The sequence below is a fragment of the Streptomyces rubrogriseus genome (assembly GCF_027947575.1).
GTDB classification, from domain to species: Bacteria; Actinomycetota; Actinomycetes; order Streptomycetales; family Streptomycetaceae; genus Streptomyces; species Streptomyces rubrogriseus.
This window is the reverse complement of record NZ_CP116256.1, coordinates 6,274,283-6,297,733: the sequence shown is the minus strand read 5'-3', so window position 1 is coordinate 6,297,733 and position 23,451 is coordinate 6,274,283. Positions and strand designations below refer to the sequence as shown.

At 73.1% G+C, this 23,451-nt stretch carries 20 protein-coding genes and 1 riboswitch; of the genes, 13 read left to right on the top strand and 7 right to left on the bottom strand.

Features of this window, described 5'->3' with window-relative positions; translation table 11 throughout:
* The first annotated feature begins 52 nt into the window (after positions 1-52).
* The 7 genes from Sru02f_RS28355 (at position 53) to Sru02f_RS28325 (ending at position 7,965) form a co-directional block, all read left to right on the top strand.
* Positions 53-670, top strand: coding sequence for a TetR/AcrR family transcriptional regulator (locus tag Sru02f_RS28355; RefSeq protein ID WP_109029833.1), 618 nt, complete (start codon positions 53-55; stop codon positions 668-670).
* A 192-nt stretch (positions 671-862) separates the two neighbouring features.
* The gene (locus Sru02f_RS28350) at positions 863-1,648 is read left to right on the top strand and encodes an alpha/beta fold hydrolase (protein ID WP_109029832.1); all 786 of its coding nucleotides are present in this window, start codon (positions 863-865) and stop codon (positions 1,646-1,648) included.
* Entirely contained in the window at positions 1,641-2,777 is a 1,137-nt protein-coding gene (locus Sru02f_RS28345) for a DUF3500 domain-containing protein (protein ID WP_109029831.1), read from the top strand. The genes Sru02f_RS28350 and Sru02f_RS28345 overlap by 8 nt, the downstream gene beginning before the upstream one ends.
* 5 nt (positions 2,778-2,782) lie before the next feature.
* Positions 2,783-4,594: a gamma-glutamyltransferase family protein gene (locus Sru02f_RS28340; RefSeq protein WP_164278516.1), complete on the top strand. Its 1,812-nt coding sequence runs from the start codon at positions 2,783-2,785 to the stop codon at positions 4,592-4,594.
* Positions 4,591-5,364 (top strand): YoaK family protein, encoded by a 774-nt coding sequence (locus Sru02f_RS28335; protein ID WP_109029829.1) that lies wholly within the window; start codon positions 4,591-4,593, stop codon positions 5,362-5,364. The genes Sru02f_RS28340 and Sru02f_RS28335 overlap by 4 nt, the downstream gene beginning before the upstream one ends.
* Before the next feature lie 13 nt (positions 5,365-5,377).
* Positions 5,378-6,775 carry an MFS transporter gene (locus Sru02f_RS28330; protein WP_109029828.1) on the top strand — a complete coding sequence of 466 codons (1,398 nt, stop codon included), beginning with the start codon at positions 5,378-5,380 and terminating at the stop codon, positions 6,773-6,775.
* Positions 6,772-7,965: an FAD-dependent monooxygenase gene (locus Sru02f_RS28325; protein ID WP_109029827.1), complete on the top strand. Its 1,194-nt coding sequence runs from the start codon at positions 6,772-6,774 to the stop codon at positions 7,963-7,965. The genes Sru02f_RS28330 and Sru02f_RS28325 overlap by 4 nt, the downstream gene beginning before the upstream one ends.
* Positions 7,966-8,256: 291 nt before the next feature.
* Here the strand turns inward: Sru02f_RS28325 and Sru02f_RS28320 are convergent, their stop codons facing one another.
* Positions 8,257-9,708, bottom strand: coding sequence for an MFS transporter (locus tag Sru02f_RS28320; protein WP_109029826.1), 1,452 nt, complete (start codon positions 9,706-9,708; stop codon positions 8,257-8,259).
* A gap of 146 nt (positions 9,709-9,854) precedes the next feature.
* Between Sru02f_RS28320 and Sru02f_RS28315 the strand changes: the two genes are divergently transcribed.
* From Sru02f_RS28315 to Sru02f_RS28300, 4 genes are all read left to right on the top strand, one after another.
* A complete protein-coding gene (locus Sru02f_RS28315; RefSeq protein ID WP_109029825.1) occupies positions 9,855-10,466 on the top strand; it encodes a TetR/AcrR family transcriptional regulator in 612 nt (203 codons plus the stop codon).
* A gap of 210 nt (positions 10,467-10,676) precedes the next feature.
* The gene (locus Sru02f_RS28310; protein WP_167469329.1) at positions 10,677-11,444 is read left to right on the top strand and encodes a hypothetical protein; all 768 of its coding nucleotides are present in this window, start codon (positions 10,677-10,679) and stop codon (positions 11,442-11,444) included.
* 2 nt (positions 11,445-11,446) lie between these two features.
* On the top strand, positions 11,447-14,188 hold the full coding sequence (locus Sru02f_RS28305) for a TIR domain-containing protein (protein ID WP_109029823.1): 2,742 nt from the start codon (positions 11,447-11,449) through the stop codon (positions 14,186-14,188).
* A 98-nt stretch (positions 14,189-14,286) separates the two neighbouring features.
* Positions 14,287-16,584 (top strand): glycosyl hydrolase family 18 protein, encoded by a 2,298-nt coding sequence (locus Sru02f_RS28300; RefSeq protein WP_109029822.1) that lies wholly within the window; start codon positions 14,287-14,289, stop codon positions 16,582-16,584.
* 66 nt (positions 16,585-16,650) lie between these two features.
* Here Sru02f_RS28300 and Sru02f_RS28295 read toward each other — a convergent pair whose 3' ends face one another.
* Positions 16,651-17,085, bottom strand: a complete 435-nt coding sequence (locus Sru02f_RS28295; RefSeq protein WP_109029821.1) for a hypothetical protein — start codon at positions 17,083-17,085, stop codon at positions 16,651-16,653.
* A gap of 177 nt (positions 17,086-17,262) precedes the next feature.
* Here Sru02f_RS28295 and Sru02f_RS28290 point away from each other — a divergent pair, with 177 nt between their 5' ends.
* The gene (locus Sru02f_RS28290) at positions 17,263-17,910 is read left to right on the top strand and encodes a TetR/AcrR family transcriptional regulator (protein ID WP_109029820.1); all 648 of its coding nucleotides are present in this window, start codon (positions 17,263-17,265) and stop codon (positions 17,908-17,910) included.
* Positions 17,911-18,090: 180 nt separating this feature from the next.
* Entirely contained in the window at positions 18,091-19,695 is a 1,605-nt protein-coding gene (locus tag Sru02f_RS28285; RefSeq protein ID WP_109029819.1) for an MFS transporter, read from the top strand.
* A 15-nt stretch (positions 19,696-19,710) separates the two neighbouring features.
* On the opposite strand, the gene Sru02f_RS28280 is transcribed toward Sru02f_RS28285, so the two are convergent.
* The 5 genes from Sru02f_RS28280 to Sru02f_RS28260 form a co-directional block, all read right to left on the bottom strand.
* Entirely contained in the window at positions 19,711-20,565 is an 855-nt protein-coding gene (locus tag Sru02f_RS28280; RefSeq protein WP_109029818.1) for an ATP-binding cassette domain-containing protein, read from the bottom strand.
* Positions 20,562-21,311 carry a cobalt ECF transporter T component CbiQ gene (gene cbiQ, locus Sru02f_RS28275; RefSeq protein ID WP_109029817.1) on the bottom strand — a complete coding sequence of 250 codons (750 nt, stop codon included), beginning with the start codon at positions 21,309-21,311 and terminating at the stop codon, positions 20,562-20,564. Before cbiQ ends, Sru02f_RS28280 begins: the two co-directional genes overlap by 4 nt.
* Complete coding sequence (locus Sru02f_RS28270; RefSeq protein ID WP_109029816.1) at positions 21,312-21,668, bottom strand: energy-coupling factor ABC transporter substrate-binding protein; 357 nt, start codon at positions 21,666-21,668, stop codon at positions 21,312-21,314. It abuts the gene before it with no gap.
* Positions 21,665-22,363: an energy-coupling factor ABC transporter permease gene (locus Sru02f_RS28265; protein ID WP_109029815.1), complete on the bottom strand. Its 699-nt coding sequence runs from the start codon at positions 22,361-22,363 to the stop codon at positions 21,665-21,667. Before Sru02f_RS28265 ends, Sru02f_RS28270 begins: the two co-directional genes overlap by 4 nt.
* Positions 22,364-22,647: 284 nt before the next feature.
* A riboswitch (cobalamin riboswitch) is annotated at positions 22,648-22,754 on the bottom strand.
* A 70-nt stretch (positions 22,755-22,824) separates the two neighbouring features.
* The gene (locus Sru02f_RS28260) at positions 22,825-23,418 is read right to left on the bottom strand and encodes a MerR family transcriptional regulator (protein WP_109029814.1); all 594 of its coding nucleotides are present in this window, start codon (positions 23,416-23,418) and stop codon (positions 22,825-22,827) included.
* Positions 23,419-23,451 lie beyond the last annotated feature (33 nt).

Here is a 23,451-nt window from a genome sequence, read left to right as displayed (position 1 = left end):
CCGCACCAAGGCGATACCCTTTGCCTGCACTTCTGTGAGGCGGAGGACGCCCGTGACCGATCAGCAGGCCGCCCCGCTCGGGCGGCGCAAGCCGCGCAGCGACACCCGGCGCAACCACCGCCGCCTCCTCCAGGCCGTCGGTGAGCTGGCCCGGGAGGCGCCCGACCGGCTCACCATGCAGGCGGTCGCGTCCCGTGCGGAGATCGGTCCGGCCACCGCGTACCGCTACTACTCCTCGGTCGACGACGTGCTGGCGGCCTATGTGCTCAGCGTCGTCGAGCAGCTCCGCGACTTCAGCCTCGCCTCCGCCGCGCAGGGGCGGCCCCTGTTCGACGCCCTCGTGGACAAGTGGGTGGACCTGCTCGCCGAGCACGGCCCGGCGCTGGTGCAGCTGCGGTCCCGCCGGGGCTACCTGGAGCGGCTGCACGACGGCAACGAGATCATCGTCGCGCTGCGGGACGCCTGGAGCGAGCCCGTGCGCGGACTGCTCGACGACATCGGCGTGCCCGACGGGATGCTCGAACACGCCCTGTTCCTCAGCAACATGATCTTCGACCCCCGGGAGATCCAGGACCTGCTGCGGGAGACCGGCCTGTCCCGCCGTGAGGTCATCGCCCGGCTGACCGAGGCGTACTGCGGCGCGCTGCGCGGGTGGGTGCGGGCGGGCTGACCGCCCCACCACCCCCTACCCCGGTATCACCCCACGTCGGCTCCCCGGTATGACGCCCGGCGCGTAGCCGCCCGCCCACCCTGCACCTCGTCGTAAGGCACCGCCGCACCCGCGTCGGAGCCTTCCTTCAGGCGGCCCATGAAGTGATAGAAGCAACTCAAATAAGACAGCTATACCTAGTGGAGGCCAGTGATGACCAAGCACCGGCAGGAGACCGTACGAGCGGGTGAACTCGACGTCGGGCTCCTCGACAGCGGCGACGGCGTGCCCCTCCTGCTCGTCCACGGCGGGGAGAGCGACCGCACCCAGTTCGCCACGCTCCGCGCGGGGCTCGGCCCGGGGATCAGGGCGATCTCGTACGACCAGCGCGACTCCGGGATCACCGTGAACCCGCCGGTTCCCTACACGCCCGAGGTCCTCGCCGACGACCTCGTCGCCCTGCTCGACGCCCTGGGGCTCGCTCGGGCGCACCTGCTGGGCACCTCCTTCGGCGGCGCCGTCGCCCAGCACGCCGCGCGCCGGCACCCCGAACGGGTGGCGTCCCTCGTCCTGGTCGCCACCACGCCGAGCTACGCGATGGGCAGCGCGGCGATCGACGAACTCCTGGAGATGTCCCACGAGGACCGGCAGCAGGCGGCCGCGGACTTCTTCTTCACGCCCCGGGGCCAGGCCGAGCAGCGTGCCCGGCCGGCCGGGACGCTCACCCGCCGCACCCCCGAGCAGAGCGTGCGCCGCCACGACGCCGCCCGCCGGCACGAGATACGGCACGGCCTCGGGGACATCGCCGCACCCACCCTGATCGTGCACGGCACGCAGGACCGGCTGGCGCCCTACGAGGGCGCCCTCCTGATGGAACGACGCATCCCGAACGCCGAGCTGTGCCCGATCGAGGGCGGACGCCACGGGATCGCGGTGGAGTTCGCGGACACCGTCGCCCACCGGGTGCGCGAGTTCCTCGGGGTCAACGGTCATGGCTGACGCCGCCCGCGACGCCGCGGACCGGATGGCCGAGGCCGCCCGGGCCTGGCTGGACTCCCTGGACGCCGACCGGCGCGGGGCCGAGGTCGGACCGGCACCGGCCCCGGGCGCCCCGGGCGAGGCCGAGGGCGAACGTACCCGCTGGTACTACACGCCCACGGACCACGGCGGCCTGACCCTCCACCAGCAGCGCCCGGCCCAGCAGCGCCTGGCCATGCGACTGGTCGCGAGCGGGCTGTCCGACGCCGGGTTCGTCACCGTCGCCACCGTGCTCGGCCTGGAGAACGTGCTCGACCACGTCGAGGGCTTCTCGGTGAACTGGGGCCGGGAGCGGACCCGCGACCCCGGCATGTACTACCTGCGCGTCTTCGGCGAGCCCGGCGGGCCGCGGCCGTGGGGCTGGCGGTTCGGCGGCCACCACGTCTCGCTCAACAACCTCGTCGTGGACGGGCGCGTCGCCGCCACCACCCCCTGCTTCCTGGGCGCCGACCCCGCCGCCTCGCCCCTGCTGGGCGGCTCGACGCTGCGCCCGCTGGGGACGGCCGAGGACCTGGCGCGCGAACTGGTCCGTTCCCTGCGCCCCGAGGCCGCCGCCCGTGCGGTCCTGCTGCCCCGCGCCCCGAACGACATCGTGGCGGGCAACAGCGCCCGCGTAGGCGACCGCGTGATCAGGCGCGGCGAACTCTGGCGCCCCGGCACCCACACCCCGGACCGTGCCGAGCAGCCGGCCACCGGACTCGACGGCGACGAACGGCGGGCGCTGGCCCTCACCCCGGCGCCCAAGGGCGTCCCGGGCGCGGAACTCGACGCGGAGCAGCGGGAGTTGCTGCGCGCACTGCTCGGCGCCTATCTCGGCCGCGTCCCGGACGGGGTGTCGCCCCTGCCCCGCTACGACGACCCCGCGGCACTGGACGCCGTACACCTCGCCTGGGCCGGTCCGACCGCGCCGGGCGAGCCGCACTACTACCGGTTGCAGGGGCCCCGGCTGCTCATCGAGTGGACCAACGTCCACCGCGGCGTCAACCACGCGCACGCCGTGTGGCGGGACCCGGAAACCGACTTCGGCGGCGACGTCCTGGCCGCCCACCACGCGGCCCACCACGCCGCCCACCACCCGAATGGAAGGTGACTGACATGGCCGGTCGACCACCGTCACCGCCCGACGCCCCCGCGCACACCACCCGCCCCACCCTCCGCGGCTCCTTCGGCATGTGCGCGTCGACGCACTGGCTGGCGACCGCGACCGCCCAGTCCGTACTGGAGCGGGGCGGCAACGCCTTCGACGCCGCCGTGGCCGGTGCCTTCGTGCTGCACGTCGCCGAACCCCACCTCAACGGCCCCGGCGGTGACCTCGTCGCCGTGCTCGCGACCGCCGCGGACCCGGCGCCGCGGGTGCTGGCGGGCCAGGGACACGCCCCGCGCGGAGCCACGATCGAGCACTTCCGGGCCGAGGGGCTCGACCACGTCCCGGGCGCCGGAGCGCTCGCCGCCGCCGTCCCGGGCGCCGTCGACTCCTGGCTCTGGCTGCTCGCCGAGCTCGGCACCTGGGAACTCGCCGACGTCCTGGCCTACGCCATCGACTACGCGGAGCACGGAGTACCGGTCGTACCGCAGTTGGCGCGCGTCCTGACCACGGTCGAGCAGCTCTTCCGCACGCACTGGCCGACGTCGTACGCGCTGTGGATGCCCGAGGGCCGCGTCCCCGCGCCGTACGCCACTCTCGTCAACCCCGCCTACGCCCGCACCCTGCGCCGGCTGGGCACGGCGGCCTCCGGCGGGACGCGGACCGCCCGGATCGGCGCCGCGCGGCGCGCCTGGCGCACCGGGTTCGTGGCGGAGGCCGTCGCCGGGTTCGCGGCCGTGCCGCACCGGCACTCCTCGGGCGGCGACCACGCCGGAGTCATCACCGCCGCCGACTTCACCGACTTCCACCCGTCCCTGGAACCCGCCGTCACCGCACGCTTCCGGGGGACCACGGTGGCCAAGGCGGGCCTGTGGTCCCAGGGACCCGTGCTGTTGCAGGCCCTCACCATGCTGGACCACTTCGACGACGCGCGGCTCGACCCGTCGACCGCCGAGGGCGTCCACACCCTCACCGAGGCCCTGAAGCTGGCCATGGCCGACCGGGAGGCGTACTACGGCCACCTCGACCCGGCGGAGGCGGAGGCCGTGCTGCGCCGGCTGCTCTCGCCCCGGTACAGCGAGGAGCGCGCGAGTCTGATCCGGCCGCTCGCCTCCACCGCCTTCCGGCCCGGCCACATCGGCGTCACGCCGTACACCCCGCCGCTCGTCACCCGGGGGTACGCCCAGCAGGCCGACGGCGTGGGCGAACCCACCGTGCAGCAGACCGGCGAGACCCGCGGCGACACCTGCCACATCGACGTCGTCGACCGCTGGGGGAACATCGTCTCCGCCACACCGTCGGGAGGGTGGCTCCAGTCCTCGCCCGCCGTGCCGGAACTGGGCTTCGCGCTCGGCACCCGGCTCCAGATGACCTGGCTGGACCCGGCCGCCCCCTCCCGCCTGGCACCGGGCCGACGGCCGCGTACGACCCTGACGCCGACCCTGCTGCTCCGCGACGGCAACCCCGTGGCCGCCCTCGGCACACCCGGCGGCGACCAGCAGGACCAGTGGCAACTGATCTACCTGGTACGCACGCTGGCGCTGGGCATGGACCCGCAGGCGGCGATCGACGCACCCGCGTTCCACACCACCGCCGTACCGAGTTCCTTCTGGCCGCGGACCTGGACGCCCGGGGGACTGGTGGTCGAGGAGCGCGCGGGCGGCGCGGTCGTCGAGGAACTGCGCGCACGCGGCCACCAGGTGACGGTTTCCGGGCCCTGGAGCCAGGGCCGGCTGTCCGTCGTCACACGTGATCCGGACAGCGGCGTACTCCGGGCGGCCGCGAACCCGCGCGGCGCCCAGGGCTACGCGGCCGGCCGATGAACGCGCGGCGTCGGGTGACGCAACCCGGTCTGATGCTCGCCCTCACCTTCGCGACCGGCGTCGTCGACGCCGTCGGCTACCTGCGCCTCGACCAGGTGTTCGCCGGCAACATGACGGGCAACGTGGTCATCCTCGGCATGGCGGCCACCGGCGGCGGTACGGGGCTGCCGGTGCTCGGGCCGGTCGTGGCGCTCGCGTCCTTCCTCGCCGGCGCGGCGACGACCGGGCGGGTCCTGCGCACCGCCGCTGCGGGCTGGAGCAGCCGGTGCGCGGCGCTGCTGGGCGGCGTCGGACTGATCCTGACCGCGACCGCCCTCGGCCCGGCCGTCGTCGGCGCCGACACCTCCGGCGCCCGCGCGGGCATGGCGTCGTCACTCGCCCTGGCCATGGGGGCGCAGGCGGCGACCGCCCGTCACCTGGCCGTCAAGGACGTCACCACGGTCGTCGTGACCTCCACGCTGACCGGCCTCGCGGCCGACTCCCGACTGGGCACGGCCCGCGGCCGGGGCGCCCTGCGCCGGACCGCCGCCGTCGCGCTCATCGTCGCCGGAGCGGCGGCCGGCGCGCTGCTGTGCCAGGTGCACGAGGGCCTCGCGGTGGCGGCGGCGGCCTGCGTCGTCCTGGCCGTGACGGCTCTCGGCAGCCGAGCGGCGCCGACCACGACCGAAGCCCCCGCAACCGCTCCTCCGACCGCTTCCGCGGCGGCTCCTTCGACCGCTCCCGCTGCGGCTCCTCCGACCGCTCCATCAACGGCCCTCCCGCGGCCATGACGGAAGGACGCTCATGACCACAACCCTGGCTCCACCGGTCCCCATCGGGAAGGCCGCCGTCGGCGCCCTCGGCATACTGGCACTGTCCACCGGTGCCCTGGAGTCGGTGGTGTCACCGACGATCCCGCTCCTGGAACGCGAACTGGACATGAGCCAGTCCGAGGGAGCACTGCTCAGCATCGTCCTCCTCATCACCGGCGCGCTCATCACCCCGCTGGCGGGCAAGTTCGGCGACCGCTACGGCGGGAAGAAGGTCCTGATCCGCCTGATGGCGGTGGTCTCGCTCGGCGGCACGGTGTCCGCCCTGGCGCCGAACCTGCCCGTGCTGCTGGTCGGCCAGGTGTTGCAGGGCGCGATGATCGGCGCGCTGCCCCTGTCGTTCATCGTGGTCCGCAAACACCTGCCCGCCGGCGAGTCCAAGGTGGCCATCGGCGTGGTCAGCGGACTCTTCGTCGGCGGGTCGATGGTCGGCATGCTGTCGGCCGGCCCGGTGGCGGAACAGCTCTCCCGGCACTGGATGTTCGCGCTGCCGACGATCGCGGTCGTCGGGTCCACCCTGCTCGTGAACAGGCTGATGCCGGCCGATCCGCCGGGCCGGTCGGACGGCGCCGGGATCGACTGGCCCGGCCTGCTGCTCCTGAGCGGCATGCTGGTCACCCTCATGCTCGTCCTCGCGCTGGCGCCCGAAGCCGGCTCGGCGCCCCTCGTGCTCGTCGCCCTCGTCGTACTGCTGGCCGTCCTCGTCACCGGATGGGTGCGGGTCGAACGGCGGGCGGTTGCGCCGATGATCGACCTGAACATGCTGGCACGGCCCGCGATATGGAAGGCGTGCGTACTGACCTTCGTGATCTGCCTCGGCACCACGATGGCGGTCTACCTCGTCCCGCAACTACTCGACGAGCGCGGCGACGGCTACGGATTCCGGGCCAGCGCCACCGAGATCGGCTTCTACCTGCTGCCCGGCGCCATCGCCGCGACGCTGGCCGGGCCGCTCGGTGGGCTCGGGGACCGGCGCTTCGGCTCGCGCGCCGTGGTCAACACCGGCGTCGTCATGATGGCCGTCGGCCTGCTCGCCGTCGCGGCCGTGCACACCGAGGTCTGGCACCTCGTCGTCGGCAAGGTGCTGATCGCGCTCGCCAACGGCCTGTGCGTCACGGCGATGATGACCAGCACCGCCACCGCCGTCGACCCGAACGACACCGGCATCGCCACCAGCCTGATCCTGGTGAGCCGCGTGCTCGGCTCCGCCGTCGGCGGCCAGCTCGGCGGCGCTCTCCTCACCGCCGGAACCCCCTCCGGGTCGGAGGTCGCGGCCGAATCGGCCTACGTCACCGGCTTCGTCATCGCCGGCGTCGTCGTACTGACGGCCCTGTTCGTCACCCGCACCATGAGCAAAGGAGTCAAAGCATGACCCGCACCGCACCGAGGCGCAGCGTCCTGATCTCCGGGGCCAGCATCGCCGGACCCGCCCTGGCCTTCTGGCTCAACCGCCACGGATACCAGGTCACCGTGGTGGAGAAGGCCGGGACCCTCCGCAGCGGCGGCTACCCCATCGACGTACGCGGCACCGCACTCGACGTCGTGGAAAGGATGGGAATCCTGCCGCGACTGCGCGACGCGCACATCGACCTGCGCCGGATCACCTTCCTCGACGGAGACGGCGAGGAGGTGACCTCGCTCCACCCGCACGCCGTCACCGGCGGGGTGACCGGACGGGACCTGGAGATACGCCGAGGCGACCTGACCGACGCGCTGTACACGGCGGTCCGGGACGACGTGGAGTTCCTCTTCAACGACTCCATCGACACCCTCGACCAGTCCGGGCCCGGAGTCGACGTCACCTTCCACGGCGGCGGCGCCCGCCGGTTCGACCTGGTCTTCGGCGCGGACGGCATGCACTCGCGCACCCGCGAGACGCTGTTCGGCCCCGAGGAGCGGTTCCACCGCCATCTCGGCTACTGCTTCGCCGTGTTCACCATGCCCAACACCCTCGGCCTCTCCCACGAGACGGTGATGTGGAACACCCCGGGCAGGGCGGCGGCCGTCTACGCCGTGGGCGACGACGAGGAGGTCCACGCCTTCCTGAACTTCGCCCAGCCCGACCCGCCCTACGACGCCTTCGGCAACCGGGACGCCCAACGAGCCCTGCTCGCCGACGTCTTCGCCGACGCCGGCTGGGAGGTCCCCGGCATCCTGGGCGCCCTCCACGACGCGGACGACGTGTTCTTCGACGCGGTCGGCCAGATCCGGATGCCGCGCTGGACCGAGGGCAGGGTCGCGCTGCTGGGCGACGCCGCGTACGCGCCCTCGTTCCTCACCGGCCAGGGCACCAGCCTCGCCCTCGTCGGCGCCTACATGCTCGCCGGGTCCCTCGCCGACCGGGACCACGCCGAGGGCTTCGCCGCGTACGAGCACGCCACCCGTGACTTCGTGACCCTGAACCAGGACCTGGTCGGCGAGGGCGGCGCCACCCTCTTCCCGACCACCGCCCAGGCCCTGGCACAGCGCAACGCCCGGCTGCGCGCCCTCAGCGCCATGCCCGCCCCCGAACCCCGACCGCCCCACTCGGCCCTGACGCTGCCGTCCTTCGGCACCCGCTGACCCCGCTCGGTTCCACAGCGCCGTTGCCCGAGCGGAAGGGCCCCGGTCACCCCACCAGGGCGGCCGGGGCCGCGCCGGCGAACCCGGCCCGCGGTAAGGGCAGACTCGTTTCGGCAGCAGTCCGGCTGAGCGGCAAGCCGTCCGGCGACTTCACCTTCACGCTCAAGCGCTGAGCCCTCCTCGGCACCAGGGCCTGTCCGGCAGGATCCGCCGGACAGGCCCTGACGCTCCGCCCGTGACATCCCCGTACGACGACTCGGCCGGAAACCGGCCGGCACGCCCCGCGAGGCGTCACCCGGACGGCCGGGCGGCGCGGCCTCGCAGGAAGAGCGCGGCGGCGGCGACGCCGAGGAGGACCAGGGCCACGTTGACGGCGATGGCCGTCGTGACGCCCCGGTGGACGGCGGAGGCTCCGGCCGCGCCCGCGGTGGCGGCGGTGACGACGGCCGACATGACCGGCGTGCCCATGGTGATGCCGACCTGCTGGGACATCGAGGCCAGCCCGGTGGCCAGGCCCTGTTCGGCGTCCGGCAGTCCGCTGGTGGCCGTGACCATGAAACCGACGATGACCAGCATGTTGCCGACGCCGCCGAAGAAGGTGGCGGGCAGCAGCAGGGCGAGGGACGCCCCGGTCGTCGTACCGAGGAAGAGCAGGGCCGCGGTGAAGACCGCCTGGACGATGCCGCCGACGACGAGCACGGCCGGCGTGGACGTCCTGGCGAGCAGCCTGGGGGCGACCAGCCCGCCGACGACGGTGCCCACGCCGAGGACGCCGAAGGAGACACCGGCCGCGAGGGCGGAGAAGCCCAGGGTCTTCTGGAGATACAGGGTGAGCAGGTAGACCAGCGAGGTCTCGGTGGCGAAGGCGAGCAGGCCCAGCACATTGCCCCAGGCCACGTTGCGGCGCCGCAGCGTCCCGAGCGGTACCAGCGGGGCCGCCACCGTGCGCTCGATCAGGACGAACGCGGCGAGCAGGAGTGCGCCCCCGGCCAGCCCGGCCAGCGCGTGCGGGTGGGTCCAGCCGTGCTCGCCGGCCCGGGTCATGCCGTAGACGAGACCGAGCAGGCCGAGGGTGACGGTGAGCGCGCCGGGCAGGTCGAGGCCGGCCCGGGTGGCGGGCCTGGACTCCTTGATGACGGCCGGGGCGACGAGTACCACCGCGAGCGCCACGGGCACGTTGACGAGGAAGGCCCAGCGCCAGGAGAGCAGGTCGGTCAGGACACCGCCGAGGATCGCTCCGGTGGTGAACCCGGCCGACATCAGCGCGCCGTTGATGCCGAGCGCCTTCTGCCGCAGGGGGCCCTCGGCGAACGACGTCGTCAGCAGGGACAGACCCGCAGGGGTGGCGGCGGCGGTGGCCAGGCCCTGGGCAACCCGGGCGGCGAGCAGCACCTCGGGGCTGGTGGTGAGGCCCCCGAGCAGGGAGGCGAGGCCCAGGAGGCCGATGCCGCCTATGAAGATCCTCTTGCGTCCGACCAGGTCGCCGATGCGGCCGAGGAAGAGGGTGAAGCCCGCGGCCGACAGGGCGAACGAGGTGGCGATCCACTGCAGGTCGGAGAGGGCGAAACCGAGTCCGTCGCCGATCGCGGGCAGCGCGACGTTCAGGATCGAGAAGTCGACGGCCAGCATGAACTGGGCGACCAGCAGGACCGCGAGGACCAGTTTCGACCGGCCGGTGAGCCGCTGCGGATCGGCCCCTGCCCGGGCGGTGGCCCCGGCGGTGGCCGCGGTGGTGGTGGACATGGCGTTCCCTTCGAAGTCATTAATGGGTCTGAAGTTCCATTACGGCTCGGAAGGTAGCACGGCGGCGGACGGTAAAGGAACTGTGGTTCCGATAAGGTGGGAGTCTGGCGTCGTGAGCGCGCCGTGAGAGAGACGAGGGAGACGTGATGCCGGACCCAGCCGCCCCAGGGACCCTCCGCCCCGGAGGCCGCACCGCACGTATCCGTGAGGCCGTCCTCCTGGCGGCCGGCGACGCGCTCGCCGCCGACGGCTTCGACGCGCTCGACCTGGGGGAGATCGCCCGCCGCGCGGGCGTCGGCAAGACGACGGTCTACCGCCGCTGGGGGACCCCGGGCGGGCTCGCCGCCGACCTTCTGGCCGACATGGCGGACCAGTCGCTGCCCCGTGCCGACACGGGCGACCTGGAGGAGGACCTCCGGGCGAACGCACGCCTCGTCGTCAGGACGCTCGACGACCCCCGCCAAGGGCGGCTCTTCCGGGCGCTGATCGCGGCCTCCCTCTGCAACGAGCAGGCGGCCGAGGCCCTGCACCGCTTCTACGCCGTACGCGTCGACGAGTGGGCCGGCTGTGTGCGGGACGCCGTCGCGCGGGGCGAGGTCCCGGACGGCACCGACCCGCACGGAGTCGTGGCGGCCGTCTCCGCTCCGCTCTACTACGCGCTGCTCAACACCGGCCGGCCCCTCACCGAGGCCGACGCCGACCGTGCGGCCCGCGCGGCGAGCACCGCCGCGCGGGCGGGTGTGTGGGTGACGGGCTGACCGCGCCGAACGTGCCGGACTCGCCGAACGGAGCGAGCTGGCGGCGGCCCGGAGGAGCCCGGGACCCGGCCCACGTCAAGTACTCGGACACGAGGGGGCGTTGGCGCGACACGTCGGGTCCGCTGTGATCACGCCGGAATCCCGTGTTCGACTTCGCCCGGCCGCTCCGGGGCGATATCTTCTCCCCGTCCGGACATTCGAGGGGGGCGGGTGAGGAAGCTGTCTGTGCGGCCTGGTGTCCGACCGCGCTGGGAGGTCAGAGTCGTCCGCCGCGCGGTACTCCGCCTGTTGCTGGCCTCGGTCACCGGCGGGATCGCCGGTCTGGTCCTCTACAGCCTCACCCGGGTGACCAGCCGCAGCCTCTTCGCCGTCACGGGGGCGCTGGCGGCCGTGGTGGCGCTGCTGGCCAGCGAGTGGTACCGGAAGGCGGCGCGCCTGACCGAGGTGAAGGTCACCATCCCGCAACTGAGCGAACTCACCTTCGCGGTCAACAACGACTCGCGTCAGGTCGCCTGGCACATGTTCGTCGAAACGGTGACGCGGGTGTCCACTCAGCCCCTCGCCGACGACGAGGGCGTCGTCCGCGAGGCCCTCACCTCGATGTACGGGCTGTTCGCCACGACTCGGGAGACGCTGAAGGTGACCCGCCCCTCTCCCGTCGTCCCCAGCGGCCAGACGGTGGAGTACCTGGCGATCACCATGCTCAACCGTGAGTTGAGGCCGTTCCTGTCCAAGTGGCACCCGCGGCTGCGCGAGTTCGAACTGGCCCATCCGGACGACTCGGAATCCACCTGGTCGGACAACGCGGCCTGCCGGGCCGAACTCCAGCGTGTGCAGCGGAACATCCACGGCTACGCGGCCGGCTTCGCGCGGCTGGCCGGCGTCCGCGAGGCCGACGCGCTGATCGGGCAGGTGCCCGGCCCCCGCGACGAGTCCGGCGACCTGCGGCGCGACGCCGGGCGGACGGCCCGCCCGTAGGGATGGGCGGCGGCGACGGCACGCGGATCGACGCCTTCGTGTCGTACAGCCGGGCAGCCGACTCCCGGCTCGCCCCGTCGATCCAGCGCGGGCTCACCCGCCTCGCCAAGAAGTGGTACCGCACCCGGGCACTGCACGTCTTCCGGGACCAGACGGATCTGTCCGCCTCCCACGCCCTCGGCGCCTCGATCGAGCGGGCGCTCGCCGACGCGCGATTCTTCGTGCTGCTCGCCTCACCGGCCGCCGCGGAGTCCAAGTGGGTGGCCAAGGAGATCGAGTTCTGGCAGCGCGACAGGACGAGCGACACCTTCCTCATCGCGCTGACCGACGGGACCATCAGGTGGGACGACGAAGCGGGGGACTTCGACTGGTCGGTGACCGATGCCCTGCCGCGGAGTCTGTCGGGCTACTTCGAGGCGGAACCGCTGTGGCAGGACCTCACCTGGTCCCGTGACGCGGACCGCCTCTCCCTGTGGCACGCGGGTTTCCGCGACGCGGTGGCGACACTGGCGGCTCCGATCCACGGTTCCACGAAACGCGCACTGGACAACGCCGAGGTCAAGGAGCACCGGGCCCTGCTGCTCGTGGGTGCGCTGGCTACGGCACTGATCCTCATCCTGGCCGTTGCCTTCGGGATCCAGTACTGGTTCGCGACGGCCGAAAGGGACCGGGCGAACGCGAACGCCCGTGACGCCACGGTGATGAGCGCGATCCAGCGGGCGCAGGTCGAGTTGGCCAATGCCGAGACGGGCTACGACGTCAGAGCCTATGGACGGCTGATGGCGGCACGGTCCCTCGCCGGGAGACCGTCGGTGGAGGGCGCCGCCTACGACGCCGCGCTCGACGCCGCCTACTCCCGCCCCAACCTGCTGCGGGTCACCGAAGTCGACAGCGGTCCCGACGGCCGGGCCGCCATGACGGTCGACGGCGGGCGGGTCGCCTTCGGAGGGAAGGAGCAGCCGACGCTCTGGAGTCCCCGCACCGGCCGCCCTTCCGGGCCCGCCCTGGAAGCCGCGGAAATGACGGATTCCAGGGCGCTCGCCCTCGCGTTCTCGCGTGACGGGAAACGTCTTGCCGCGGCCTTCGAAACGGCCGTCGTGCTCTGGGACGTGGCGTCCGGGAAGAAGATCAGCGAATTCGCCACGGACCGCCGCACCACCACTTCCCTGGCGCTCAGTCCCGACGGGACGACCGTCGCCGTGGCCGGGGGAGGCCTGCGGATCTGGGACGCCGTCAGCGGAAGGCGCCTCGGAGAACCCCTGGGCGTGACGGGCGACCGGGTCGTCTTCAGCCCCGACGGCCGAAAGCTCGCCTTCGACGCGCTCGACAACGGGGGGCCCGAGGTCCACGTCCGAGACGTCGGTGCGGAGGGCGCCGACGAGGTCGTCATCCCGTACCCGCACGACGTGATCGGCGACATCGCCTTCGCGCCCGACGGGGATGCCCTCGCCGTCGGTACCGAAGACGGCGGACTGCGCCTCTGGGACCCGGACTCCGGTGAGGCGGCGGGCCGGGCCATGACCGGTCACCGGGGCGCGATCCGGGCCATCGCCTTCGCCTCCGGCGGCTCCCGCATCGCCACGGCGGGGGCGGACAGGTCGATCCGCCAGTGGAACCCGGCGACCGGGACCCCGATCGGTTTTCCGCTCACCGGCCACGCGGGTCCCGTCGACTTCGTCGCGTTCTCGCGCGGCGGAAGCGAACTGGTCTCGCTCGGGGAGGACGCGACACTGCGCCGCTGGGACGCACGGAACGCCCTGCTGCCAACCGGGCCCGACGACGCGAGCGCCCCGGACGCCCTCGCCGTCGCCCCCCGCGGGTCGAAGGTGGCGGTCGGCGGCAGCGAAGGGGTGCGCGTCTTCGACCCGGAGACCGGCGTCCAAGTGGCGACACTGGACCTCCCGCAGGGTGTCCTGAGCCTGTCCTACTCGCCCGACGGCACCTCCCTGCTGATCGTGAGCCCCGACGCTCTGCGGCTGTGGGAGGAGGGGGCCGAGGCGCGCACGGTCACCCTCGACTCCTCCGTCGGTCCGGTCGCCGGCGCGGCCTTCATGCCCTACGGCCGGCAGATCGTGGTCGGCTCGCATGCGGGAAAGCTCCTCTTCGAAGACCTCGACGCCGAGGCCACCGGTACGCCCAGCGCCTCGATCGACATCAAGTGCGCGGCGGGGCATCTCGCCGTCAGCCAGGACGGGATGCAGGTCGCGTACGCCTGCGACGACACGGGAGGCGTCGCCGACGCCGAGGCCGGAAAAGTGCGGACCTTCCAGGCCGAGGGCCGGGTCACCGCCCTGGTGATCAGCCCGGACGGGCGCACTCTGATCCTCGGCACCCCGGACGGCACGGTCTGGCGGCTGGAGCACGGTGCCGAAGCCTTCGTAGGAGTCGGGGTGCACCGGGGGGCGGTGCAATCGGTCGCCTACGGTCCCGACGGCCGCTGGTTCGCCTCGGCGGGCGAAGACGGCTCCGTCGCCGTCTACCCCCACGGAGCCAAGGAGATCTCCGCCCGCGTCCCCGCCCACACCGGTCCCGTCGAGGCCGTCGCCTTCAGCCGGGACGGCAGCCGTCTCATCTCCCTGGGGGCCGACAAGGCGGCCCGGGTCTGGCACACGTTCCGGGACCCGGCGGGTGACCTGTGCCGGCGGATCACCTACAACATGTCCGAGTCCGACTGGAAGAAGTGGATCTCGGACAGCTTCGACTACCGGGACCAGTGCGCGGGCAAGCCCCGAGCGCACGGTTGACGCATTGGTCCAGACCTTCTACGTTGTGGGCGCTCGACTCCCTCACGCGCGCACGGTTCACCTCACCCCTGTACCACCCCACCACCACAGGGAGAGCCATGTTCCACAGGCGCAGACCACCGAACAGGATCAGAGCGCGGATCGCCGCACTGGTGACCGCGTTGCTGCTGCCGCTCGCGGCGCTCACCGCGCTCGCGGCACCCGCCCAGGCGGCCGGAACGCTGACGGCGACCTTCACCTCCCAGAGCAACGGGTCCGGCTGGACGGGCAAATACGTCGTCCACAACAACGGCACGGCCGCCTCCGACGGCTGGACCCTGGAGTTCGACCTGCCGCCGGGCGTGTCCGTGAGCGGGCACCTCTACGGCGAAGCCACGGTCTCCGGCAGGCACGTGACCGTCGAGAACGCCTACTACAACGGCAGGGTCCCGGCGGGCGGCACCACCGAGCCCTACAGCTACCAGTTCTCGGCGACCGGCCCGGTCGGCACCCCGACCGGCTGCACCGTCAACGGCGACAAGTGCGACGGCACCCCCGACGTGCCGCCGGCCGCCCCCGGCGCGCCGGAGGCGACCGCGGTCACCGCGCACACGGTCGCGCTGACCTGGGCCGCGGCCCGGCCCGGCGACCACCCCGTCACCTCCTACGAGGTCCTGAAGGGCACGGAGACCGTCGCCACCACGAGCGGCACCTCCGCGACCGTCACCGACCTGACCCCGGCCACGAGTTACACCTTCACCGTCCGGGCCACCGACAAGCGCGGCAACGTCGGACCGGCCAGTGAACCGCTCACCGTCGAGACGGTGGACCCGGCGACCGACCCGACGCCGCCGACCGCGCCGGGCAACCCGCGCGCCACCGGCAAGACGGCCACCACCGTCGGCCTGGCCTGGGACAGGTCCACCGACAACGTGGCCGTGGCCGCCTACGACATCTACCGCGGCGGCACCCTGGCGAAGACCGTCGGGGCGGACACCACCACCGCCACGGTCGACGGACTCTCCCCGGCCACCGCCTACACCTTCACCGTCAAGGCCCGGGACACCGCCGACAACTCCTCGGCGCCCTCCGCGGCCGTGAAGGCGACCACCGACGACGTGGCCGGCGAGGGCAAGCAGCTCAAGGTCGGGTACTTCGTGCAGTGGGGCATCTACGGCCGCCAGTACTTCGTGAAGAACCTCGACACCTCCGGCGCGGCGAAGCAGCTGGACGTCGTCAACTACGCCTTCGAGAACCTCGACCCGACCAGCCTCACCTGCCAGGCCGGCGTCACCAAGGGCACCTCCGGCAACCCGCAGGACCCGGACGAGGGCACCGGCGCCGGTGACGCGGACGCCGACTACGCGCGGCCCATGTCCGCCGCCCAGTCCGTCGACGGGGTCGCCGACGACGGCTGGGGCAAGCTGCGCGGCAACCTCAACCAGCTGAAGAAGCTCAAGGCCAAGTACCCGCACCTCAAGGTCGTCGTGTCGCTCGGCGGCTGGACGTACTCGAAGTTCTTCTCGGACGCCGCCGCGACGCCGGAGTCCCGGAAGAAGTTCGTCGAGTCCTGCATCGACGTGTGGATCAAGGGCAACCTGCCCGTCTACAACGGCGCGGGCGGTCCCGGCACCGCGGCCGGCATCTTCGACGGCATCGACATCGACTGGGAGTGGCCGGGCTCCGAGGGCCACCCGGGCAACCACTACGGCGCCCAGGACAAGGACAACCTGACCGCCCTGCTCGCCGAGTTCCGCACCCGGCTCGACGCGCTCGGCGGCGAACACAAGCTGCTCACCGCGTTCACCCCGGCCGACCCGGCGAAGATCGAGGCAGGCTGGGACCTGACCAAGATCTTCGACTCCCTCGACTACGCCAACGTGCAGGGGTACGACTTCCACGGCTCGGGCAGCGACAACTCCTGGGAGCCCAACCGCACCGGGCACGCCTCCAACCTCTACACCGACGCGGAGGACCCCTACCCCTTCCACTTCAGCGTCGAGAACGCGATCCAGACGTATCTCGACGCCGGGGTCAACCCGCGCAAACTGACGGTCGGCTTCCCGTTCTACGGGCGCGGCTGGCAGGGCGTCACCGAGGGCGGCGTCGCCGGTGAGTGGCAGGCCGCGAACGGCGCGGCACCCGGCCAGTTCCCAGCGGAGGCCGGGGTCCGCGGCTACAGCAACCTGATCGGCAGCTACCCGTCCATGACCGTCCACCACGACGAGGAGTCGGTGTCCACCTTCGGCTACACCGGTCCGGGCGGCCAGTGGTGGTCCTTCGACGACACCTGGTCGATCGGGAAGAAGACAGACTGGGTCAAGTCCAAGGGCCTGCTGGGCGGCTTCGTCTGGGAGATGTCCGGCGACACGGCCGACGGCCGGCTCATGACCGCGCTGGACAACGGACTGGAGTGACGCGAACCGGAGCGGCGTGACGCGCCGCCGGCCCTGCCGCCCCTTGCCGGGGGCGGCAGGGCCCCTTCACGCCGCCAGGACGGTGCAGCCCAGGGCGAGCAGCGCGAGGACCTTCACGATCTCCAGGGCGACGTAGTGCAGGTGCGCGCCGGAGCGGTTCTCCGCCGGGTCCTCGCCCGCGAGCACCGCGTCGGAACGGCGGTTCAGGCGGGGGCGTACGACACCGAGCTGCACGGCCAGCACCGCCACCGCGACGGCGGTGAGCGTCACGACCGCCGCGGACGGGCCGCCGGTGCCGACCGCGACGACCACGGCGGCGGCGAGCACGGCCTCGGCGAGGTTCAGGGCGCGGAAGACCATACGGCCGATGCCGAGCCCGATCGGGATCGTCACCCCTGGGGCCCGGAACTTCAGCGGCGCCTCCAGGAAGGAGATCGCCAGCACCATGCCGAGCCAGAGGAAGGTGACGGCACCCGCCACGGCCGCCGACGTCGTGTCCATCGCACAGACCTCGTCCTTCTCGTCGTCCTTTTCGGAGTCCTGCTGGGTGTCCTGCTGGGTGTCCTGCTGGGTGTCCTGCTGGGTGTCCTGCCGGGTGTGCCCCCCGTGCCAGAATGTACGACCACGTCCACGCCGCCCGCCCCGCGCCCCCCGGCAACGTCCCGCACCGAGGTTCCCGTGACCAAGCCCGTCGCCCGTGAGCCGCAGCGCCGCAACGCGCGGTCGAACCGGGCGCGCATCCTGGCCACCGCCCGCCGGGAGCTGGGGCGGGACCCGGACACCACGCTGGAGGAGCTGGCCCGCGCCGCAGGTGTCGTACGGCGCACCCTCTTCGGCCACTTCCCGGGGCGTGCGGCGCTGCTCGAGGCCCTCGCCGAGGAGGCGTCCGAGGTGCTGCGCGGCGCGATGGCCGAGGCGGCGGGACCGGACGAACCGGCCGACCGGGCGCTGGCGCACTTCACGCTGCTGATGTGGTCCGTGGGCGACCGCTACCGCATGCTGCTGGCCCTGGCCCGGCACGACCTGGGCGTGGAGCGCGTGGCCGAGATCCTGGCCCCGGCCCGCGCCGAGGTGACCGCCATCCTGGAGCGCGGCCGGCAGGACGGGGTCTTCCCGGCCCACCTGCCCCCCGCCGTGCTGAGCGCGGGACTCGAGGCGATGGTCGTCGCACTCCTGGAGCAGGTCAACACCGGTGCCCTCGAGGACGACGGCACCCGGACCGCCGTCGCCATGCTCATCGCGGCCGGTGTGCCGGAGCGGCGGGCGCTGGCCGTCGTCGAGGACGTGGGCCCGGCGGTGCGCGCGAAGTCCGTCCCGGCCGAGTAGGCACACCCGTCCCGGCCGAGCAGGCCACCCCCCTTCAGCCCCCCTTTCAGGCCACCCATCTTCAGCGGGCGCCCCGGTTTCGGGCGCCTTATTTGCACGTCCATGTGCAACAAACTACGCTGCTCTTGTCTGCTCACTCATGGGCAATTAACTCGCCCTCGCTTGTCTCCGGGAGCCCCCATGCCCCTACTCGCCACCACCCCCGTCGAGAAGATGCCCGGGCCCTACCCCCGGCGCTGGTGGGCTCTCCTGGTGCTCTGCCTGAGCCTGCTGATCGTCGTCATGGCCAACACGTCCCTGATCGTGGCCGCCCCGGACATGACCACCGACCTGGGCCTGAGCAGCAGCGACCTGCAGTGGGTCATCGACGGCTACACCGTCCCGTACGCCGCGCTGATGCTGGTGCTGGGCGCGATCGGCGACAAGTACAGCCGCCGCGGCGCCCTGGTCACCGGTCTGGTGATCTTCGCGGGCGGTTCGGTGATGGGCAGCCTGGTGCACGAGACGGGGCTGGTCATCGCGGCCCGGGCGGTCATGGGCGTCGGCGCCGCCGTCGTCATGCCGGCCACGCTGTCCCTGCTGGTCGCGGTCTTCCCGAAGGGGGAACGGGCCCGCGCCATCACGGCCTGGACCGCCACCTCGGGACTGGCCATCGCGGTCGGGCCGCTGGTCGCCGGGTGGCTCCTGGAGGACCACGCCTGGGGCTCCACCTTCCTGGTCAACGTCCCCGTCGCGGTCCTCGCCGTGGTCGGCGCGCTGGTCCTCGTACCGCCGTCCAGGGCGGCCGGCATGGGCCGCATCGACTACGTCGGCGGCCTGCTGTCCATCGTCTCCGTGGGCAGCCTGGTCTACGCGACCATCGAGGGCCCGCACTTCGGCTGGGGCGCCGGCCCCGTCACCGCGGCCGTCGTCGCCGCCGTCGGCCTGATCGGCTTCGTGGCCTGGGAGCTGCGCCATCCGCACCCCATGCTGGACGTGCGCAGGTTCCTGCTGCGGCCCTTCAGCGGCTCCATGCTGGCGGTGCTGTTCTTCTTCTTCGGCACCTACGGCGCCATCTACTACGCCACGCAGTTCCTGCAGTTCGTGCTCGGCTTCGGCGCGCTGGAGACCGGCGTACGGCTGCTGCCGCTGGCCGGGGCCGTGTTCGTCGGCGCCGCGGTGACCGGGCGGCTGACCCCGAGGCTCGGCGTGCGGGCCATGGTCGGCTCCGGCATGGCGATCGGCACCGTCGGCGTCTTCCTGCTCGTCCTGATCGACCAGGGCTCAACCTACGCCGACTTCCTCGCCCCGATGCTGCTGCTGGGCCTCGCCATCGGCCTCAGCGTCTCCCCGGCCACCGACACCATCATGGGGTCCTTCCCGGAGAGCGAACTGGGCGTCGGCGGCGGCGCCAACGACACCGCCCTGGAACTCGGCGGCTCGCTGGGCATCGCCGTCCTGGGCTCCCTGCTCGGCACCGCCTACCGGGACGAACTGGCCGGCCTGGTGGGCGACCGTCTCCCGGCCGCCGCGCTGGACACCGCCCAGGACTCGGTGGGCGGCGGGCTGGCCGTCGCCGAGCGGCTCGCCACCAACCCGGCCGCCGGACCCGAGCAGGCGCAGGCCCTCGCCGACGCCGTGAACAAGGCCTTCGCCCACGGCGTCTCCACCACCAGCCTCGTCGGCGGCATCATCATGGCGGCCGGCACCCTGATCGTCCTCGCCGTCCTGCCCGGCCGCCGCGCCCGCGCCGCCCAGCAGGCGGAGGAAGCCCGGGAACCGGAGTACAGCGGCTCGGCGAGCTGACCCCGGGCAGCGCCGTCACTCGGCCAGCGCCGCCAGCTCCTCCGCCGTACGCGGGCCCGTCGCCGAGTCCGCCAACAGGCCCCGCGCCCGCAGCAGCCCGGTCGCCGCGACGCCCCAGGGCAGCCGCAGCCCGGCCCGCCGCAGCAGGTCGGTGCGGGCCAGCGTCTCGGCGGTCGGGCCGGTGCGCACACCGTCCGGGGTGAGCAGGGCGGCGTCGTCGGACCAGCGCAGGGCGAGGTCGACGTCGTGGGTGGCCATCACCACGGTGGTGCCGCCCGCGCGCAGCCCGTCCAGGGTGGCCAGCAGCCGCTCCTGCCCGTCCGGGTCGAGCCCCGCGGTCGGCTCGTCGAGGACCAGCACCCGGGGCCGCATCGCGACCGCCCCGGCGATCGCGGTCCGCTTGCGCTGCCCGTACGACAGCAGGTGCGTGGGCCGCTCGGCCAGCGCCGCGATGTCGAGCGCGGCGAGCGCCTCCCCGACCCGGGAGCGCACCTCCGCGTCGGGCAGCCCCAGGTTCAGCGGACCGAAGGACACGTCCTGGCCGACCGAGGCCGCGAAGAGCTGGTCGTCCGGGTCCTGCACCACCAGCTGCACCGTGGTCCGCAGCCGGGTCAGACCCTTGCGGTCGTAGGTCACCGGCTCCCCGCCGAGCGTCAACGCCCCCGTACGCGGCCTCAGTCCGCCGCTGAGCAGCCGCATCAGCGTGGTCTTGCCACTGCCGTTGCGCCCGAGCAGCGCCAGCGCGCGCCCCTCGCGCACCGCGAAGTCCAGGCCCGTCAGCACGTCCGGACCCTCCTCGTACGCGAACGACGCGCCCCGCAGGGCGACCAGGGCCGGGGCCGGTTCCGAGGGCTGCGCCGGTCCGCTCACGACAGGGGTCCTTCCAGTACGAGGGTGAGGGCGGCCAGCGCCGCGAGGAGCGCGACGCTCGCCGCCGTGAACGGCACCGACACGCGGGCCTCGGGCACCAGCACACGCAGGGTGCCGTCGTAACCGCGCCCGGCGAGCCCCGACTGGAGCCGCGCCGCCCGGTCGAAGGCCCGCACGAACGCGGTGGCGCCGAGCCCGCCGAGCGAACGCCAGGTCGCCGCCCGGGTGGTGTGTCCGAGCCGCGCGGCCTGCGCCTGCCGGATCCGGCGCACCGAGTCCAGCAGCAGGAAACTCATCCGGTACGTCACCAGCGCCACGTCCACGACCGGCGCGGGCACCCCGGCCCGCACCAGGCGCGGCAACAGGTCCGACATCGGCGTGGTGAACGCGAACAGCAGCACCCCCAGCGAGGCCGCCGAGGTGCGCAGCAGCAACCCACCCGCGCGCACCGCACCGCCGTCGGCCGCCGTCAGGAACCCGTCCGGGCCCCCGACCTGCACCAGCAGCGGCAGCGCACCCGTCACGCAGAAGCCCAGCGGCACCCGGTACGCCCGCCACAGCCGGCGCGCGGGCACGCCCGCCGGGCCGAGCAGCACCGTCAGCGCCGTCACCAGTACCAGCGCCGCGCCCGGCCAGGGCGGCAGCGAGATCGCGAGCACGGTCAGGCCTAGACCGAGCACGGCCTTGTCCACGGGATGGCGGCGGCGCCAGCGACTGCCGTGCGCCGCCGCGTCGATCGGCAGCACTCAGTCCCCTTCGGGGGTGTCCCGCGGTGCCGCCGCGGCCTCGGCGGCCGCCACCGCCCGCTCCTCGCCCTGCCGTCGGCCCCGGCGCAGGCCGAAGTAGTACGCCAGCACGCCCGCGCCGAGCGCGGCCTGAAGGGCGAACAGCGCCGACTCGATCTCCCCGGACGGGGGTTCGTACAGCGGGGAGAACCACGGTTCGTAGTCCGGTTCGATCTCGGTGATCGCCGTCTCCGCCTCCGCGTCGGCCCCGGCGAACGGCTCCTCCTTGTGGTCGCCGAGCCCCAGCACCAGCGGCAGCACCGCCAGCGCGGCCACGGCGAGCAGCAGCAGGGCGTTGATCCTCGCGTTGCGGCTCATCGGGCCACCGCCTCCTGCTTCCGCTCGCCGGACCGGGTCAACAGCACTCCGCGCCGGGTCAGTTCGCCCTTGCTGGACTGCACGAGCAGCCGCATCACGATCACCGTGAGCAGGCCCTCGCTCACCGCCAGCGGAATCTGCGTGACGGCGAAGATCGAGCCGAACTTGCCGAGCGCGCCCAGGAACCCGCTGCTCGGGTCCGGGAAGGCCAGCGCCAGCTGCACGCTGGTCACGCAGTACGTGGACAGGTCGGCGACGAACGCGCCGAAGAACACGGTGACCATCAACGGCACGTCAAAGCGGCGCAGCAGCCGGTAGACGCCGTACCCGGCCCAGGGACCGACGATCGCCATCGAGAAGACGTTGGCGCCGAGCGTGGTCAGCCCGCCGTGGGCGAGCAGCAGCGCCTGGAAGAGCAGGGTGATGGTGCCCAGGACCGCCATGATCGGCGGCCGGAACAGGATCGCGCCCAGACCGGTGCCGGTCGGGTGCGAGCAACTCCCGGTGACGGACGGCAGCTTCAGGGCCGACAGGACGAACGTGAAGGCTCCGGAGGCACCGAGGAGCAAGGTGCTCTCCGGGTGCTCCCTGACCTCACGGGTGAGTGACCGGACTCCGTGGACGACGAACGGCGCGGACGCGACACCCCAGGCGATCGCGTGCGCCGGTGGCAGAAAGCCCTCGGCTATGTGCATGACTCGGCAGACCCTCTCCAGCACCTCGTGGATGGACGACGCGCCTTGGCCGGTCTCCTGGCTTACGGGTACCACCGCCCGTGCTCCGCCTTCCCGGACCGCAAGCGATCCAGTGGCTGCCCGTTGGGGTCTGTCGTCACATTCCCGCCTGCCCGGCGACGCCATGCACGCACTCTCGCCGCACCGGGCGCCGACCACGTACAACCAGTACGCCGGTCGACGCCCGGCACGCCGAGAGCACGCACCTGACGCCGCTGGGCCCGCCCTTCGGGCGGACGACGGGAATGTGACGACAGGCCCCAGGGCCGGAGCCGGACTTCCCGATTCACAGTGGCGAGGGCCGCACCGGCATCACACCGGTTTCCCGTTCACCAAGGCGTGGCGACAGTAGTGCTCCCACCGGGGTGGGCACAAGCAGGCCTCGGGCCCCGCGCACCCTCCGCCGGGCCGCCGAACATGCCTCAGGGCTGCGCGAACGCCCGGCGCCGCCGGTCCGTCAGCCGGCGCCGCTCGTCCTCGCCCATCGTGGCGAAGATCTCCGCACGCCTGTGGTGCAGAGCACGCAACTCCTCCTCGCCGAGCGACTCGGCCCAGCGGCGGCGCGCCTCGCCGAGACCGGCGACCTGCTCCGGGGTCAGGGGACGTTCCACGGCGGTCATCTCCTCGATCACGCCCAGCAGGGCCTCGGACGAGCCGTCCGCGGCGGCGTCCAGCGCGCCCAGCACACCCAGCAGCCGGATCCGCAGCTCGGCCGTCTGCCGCAGCCGCTCCTCGACGACGCCGAGCTGCCGCCGGATCAGCTCCGCCGGATCGTGGTCCGGTTCGGCGTCCAGCACCGCGCGGATCCGGGCCAGCGGAAGCCCGAAACCGCGCAGCGCCAGGACGCGGTGCAGACGCCGGACGTCGCCGGCGTCGTAGCAGCGGTGGCCGCCCTCGGTGCGGGCGGACGGGGTGAGCAGGCCGAGCCGGTCGTAGTAGCGCAGGGTGCGGATGCTCAGCCCGGTCTCCCGCGCGAGTGCGCCGATGCGCCGGGTTCCGTCGGTCGCGTGCGTCATGGGGCTCCTCCTGGGTCTGCGACCGAGGCTAGA

What these genes read in the sequence shown, in the direction of transcription:
- Sru02f_RS28350 (WP_109029832.1), top strand. Translation starts at nt 863, where the DNA reads ATGACCAAGCACCGGCAGGAGACCGTACGAGCGGGTGAACTCGACGTC.
- Sru02f_RS28345 (WP_109029831.1), top strand. Translation starts at nt 1,641, where the DNA reads ATGGCTGACGCCGCCCGCGACGCCGCGGACCGGATGGCCGAGGCCGCC.
- Sru02f_RS28340 (WP_164278516.1), top strand. Translation starts at nt 2,783, where the DNA reads ATGGCCGGTCGACCACCGTCACCGCCCGACGCCCCCGCGCACACCACC.
- Sru02f_RS28335 (WP_109029829.1), top strand. Translation starts at nt 4,591, where the DNA reads ATGAACGCGCGGCGTCGGGTGACGCAACCCGGTCTGATGCTCGCCCTC.
- Sru02f_RS28330 (WP_109029828.1), top strand. Translation starts at nt 5,378, where the DNA reads ATGACCACAACCCTGGCTCCACCGGTCCCCATCGGGAAGGCCGCCGTC.
- Sru02f_RS28325 (WP_109029827.1), top strand. Translation starts at nt 6,772, where the DNA reads ATGACCCGCACCGCACCGAGGCGCAGCGTCCTGATCTCCGGGGCCAGC.
- Sru02f_RS28320 (WP_109029826.1), bottom strand. Translation starts at nt 9,708, where the DNA reads ATGTCCACCACCACCGCGGCCACCGCCGGGGCCACCGCCCGGGCAGGG.
- Sru02f_RS28315 (WP_109029825.1), top strand. Translation starts at nt 9,855, where the DNA reads ATGCCGGACCCAGCCGCCCCAGGGACCCTCCGCCCCGGAGGCCGCACC.
- Sru02f_RS28305 (WP_109029823.1), top strand. Translation starts at nt 11,447, where the DNA reads ATGGGCGGCGGCGACGGCACGCGGATCGACGCCTTCGTGTCGTACAGC.
- Sru02f_RS28300 (WP_109029822.1), top strand. Translation starts at nt 14,287, where the DNA reads ATGTTCCACAGGCGCAGACCACCGAACAGGATCAGAGCGCGGATCGCC.
- Sru02f_RS28295 (WP_109029821.1), bottom strand. Translation starts at nt 17,085, where the DNA reads ATGGACACGACGTCGGCGGCCGTGGCGGGTGCCGTCACCTTCCTCTGG.
- Sru02f_RS28285 (WP_109029819.1), top strand. Translation starts at nt 18,091, where the DNA reads ATGCCCCTACTCGCCACCACCCCCGTCGAGAAGATGCCCGGGCCCTAC.
- Sru02f_RS28270 (WP_109029816.1), bottom strand. Translation starts at nt 21,668, where the DNA reads ATGAGCCGCAACGCGAGGATCAACGCCCTGCTGCTGCTCGCCGTGGCC.
- Sru02f_RS28265 (WP_109029815.1), bottom strand. Translation starts at nt 22,363, where the DNA reads ATGCACATAGCCGAGGGCTTTCTGCCACCGGCGCACGCGATCGCCTGG.
- Sru02f_RS28260 (WP_109029814.1), bottom strand. Translation starts at nt 23,418, where the DNA reads ATGACGCACGCGACCGACGGAACCCGGCGCATCGGCGCACTCGCGCGG.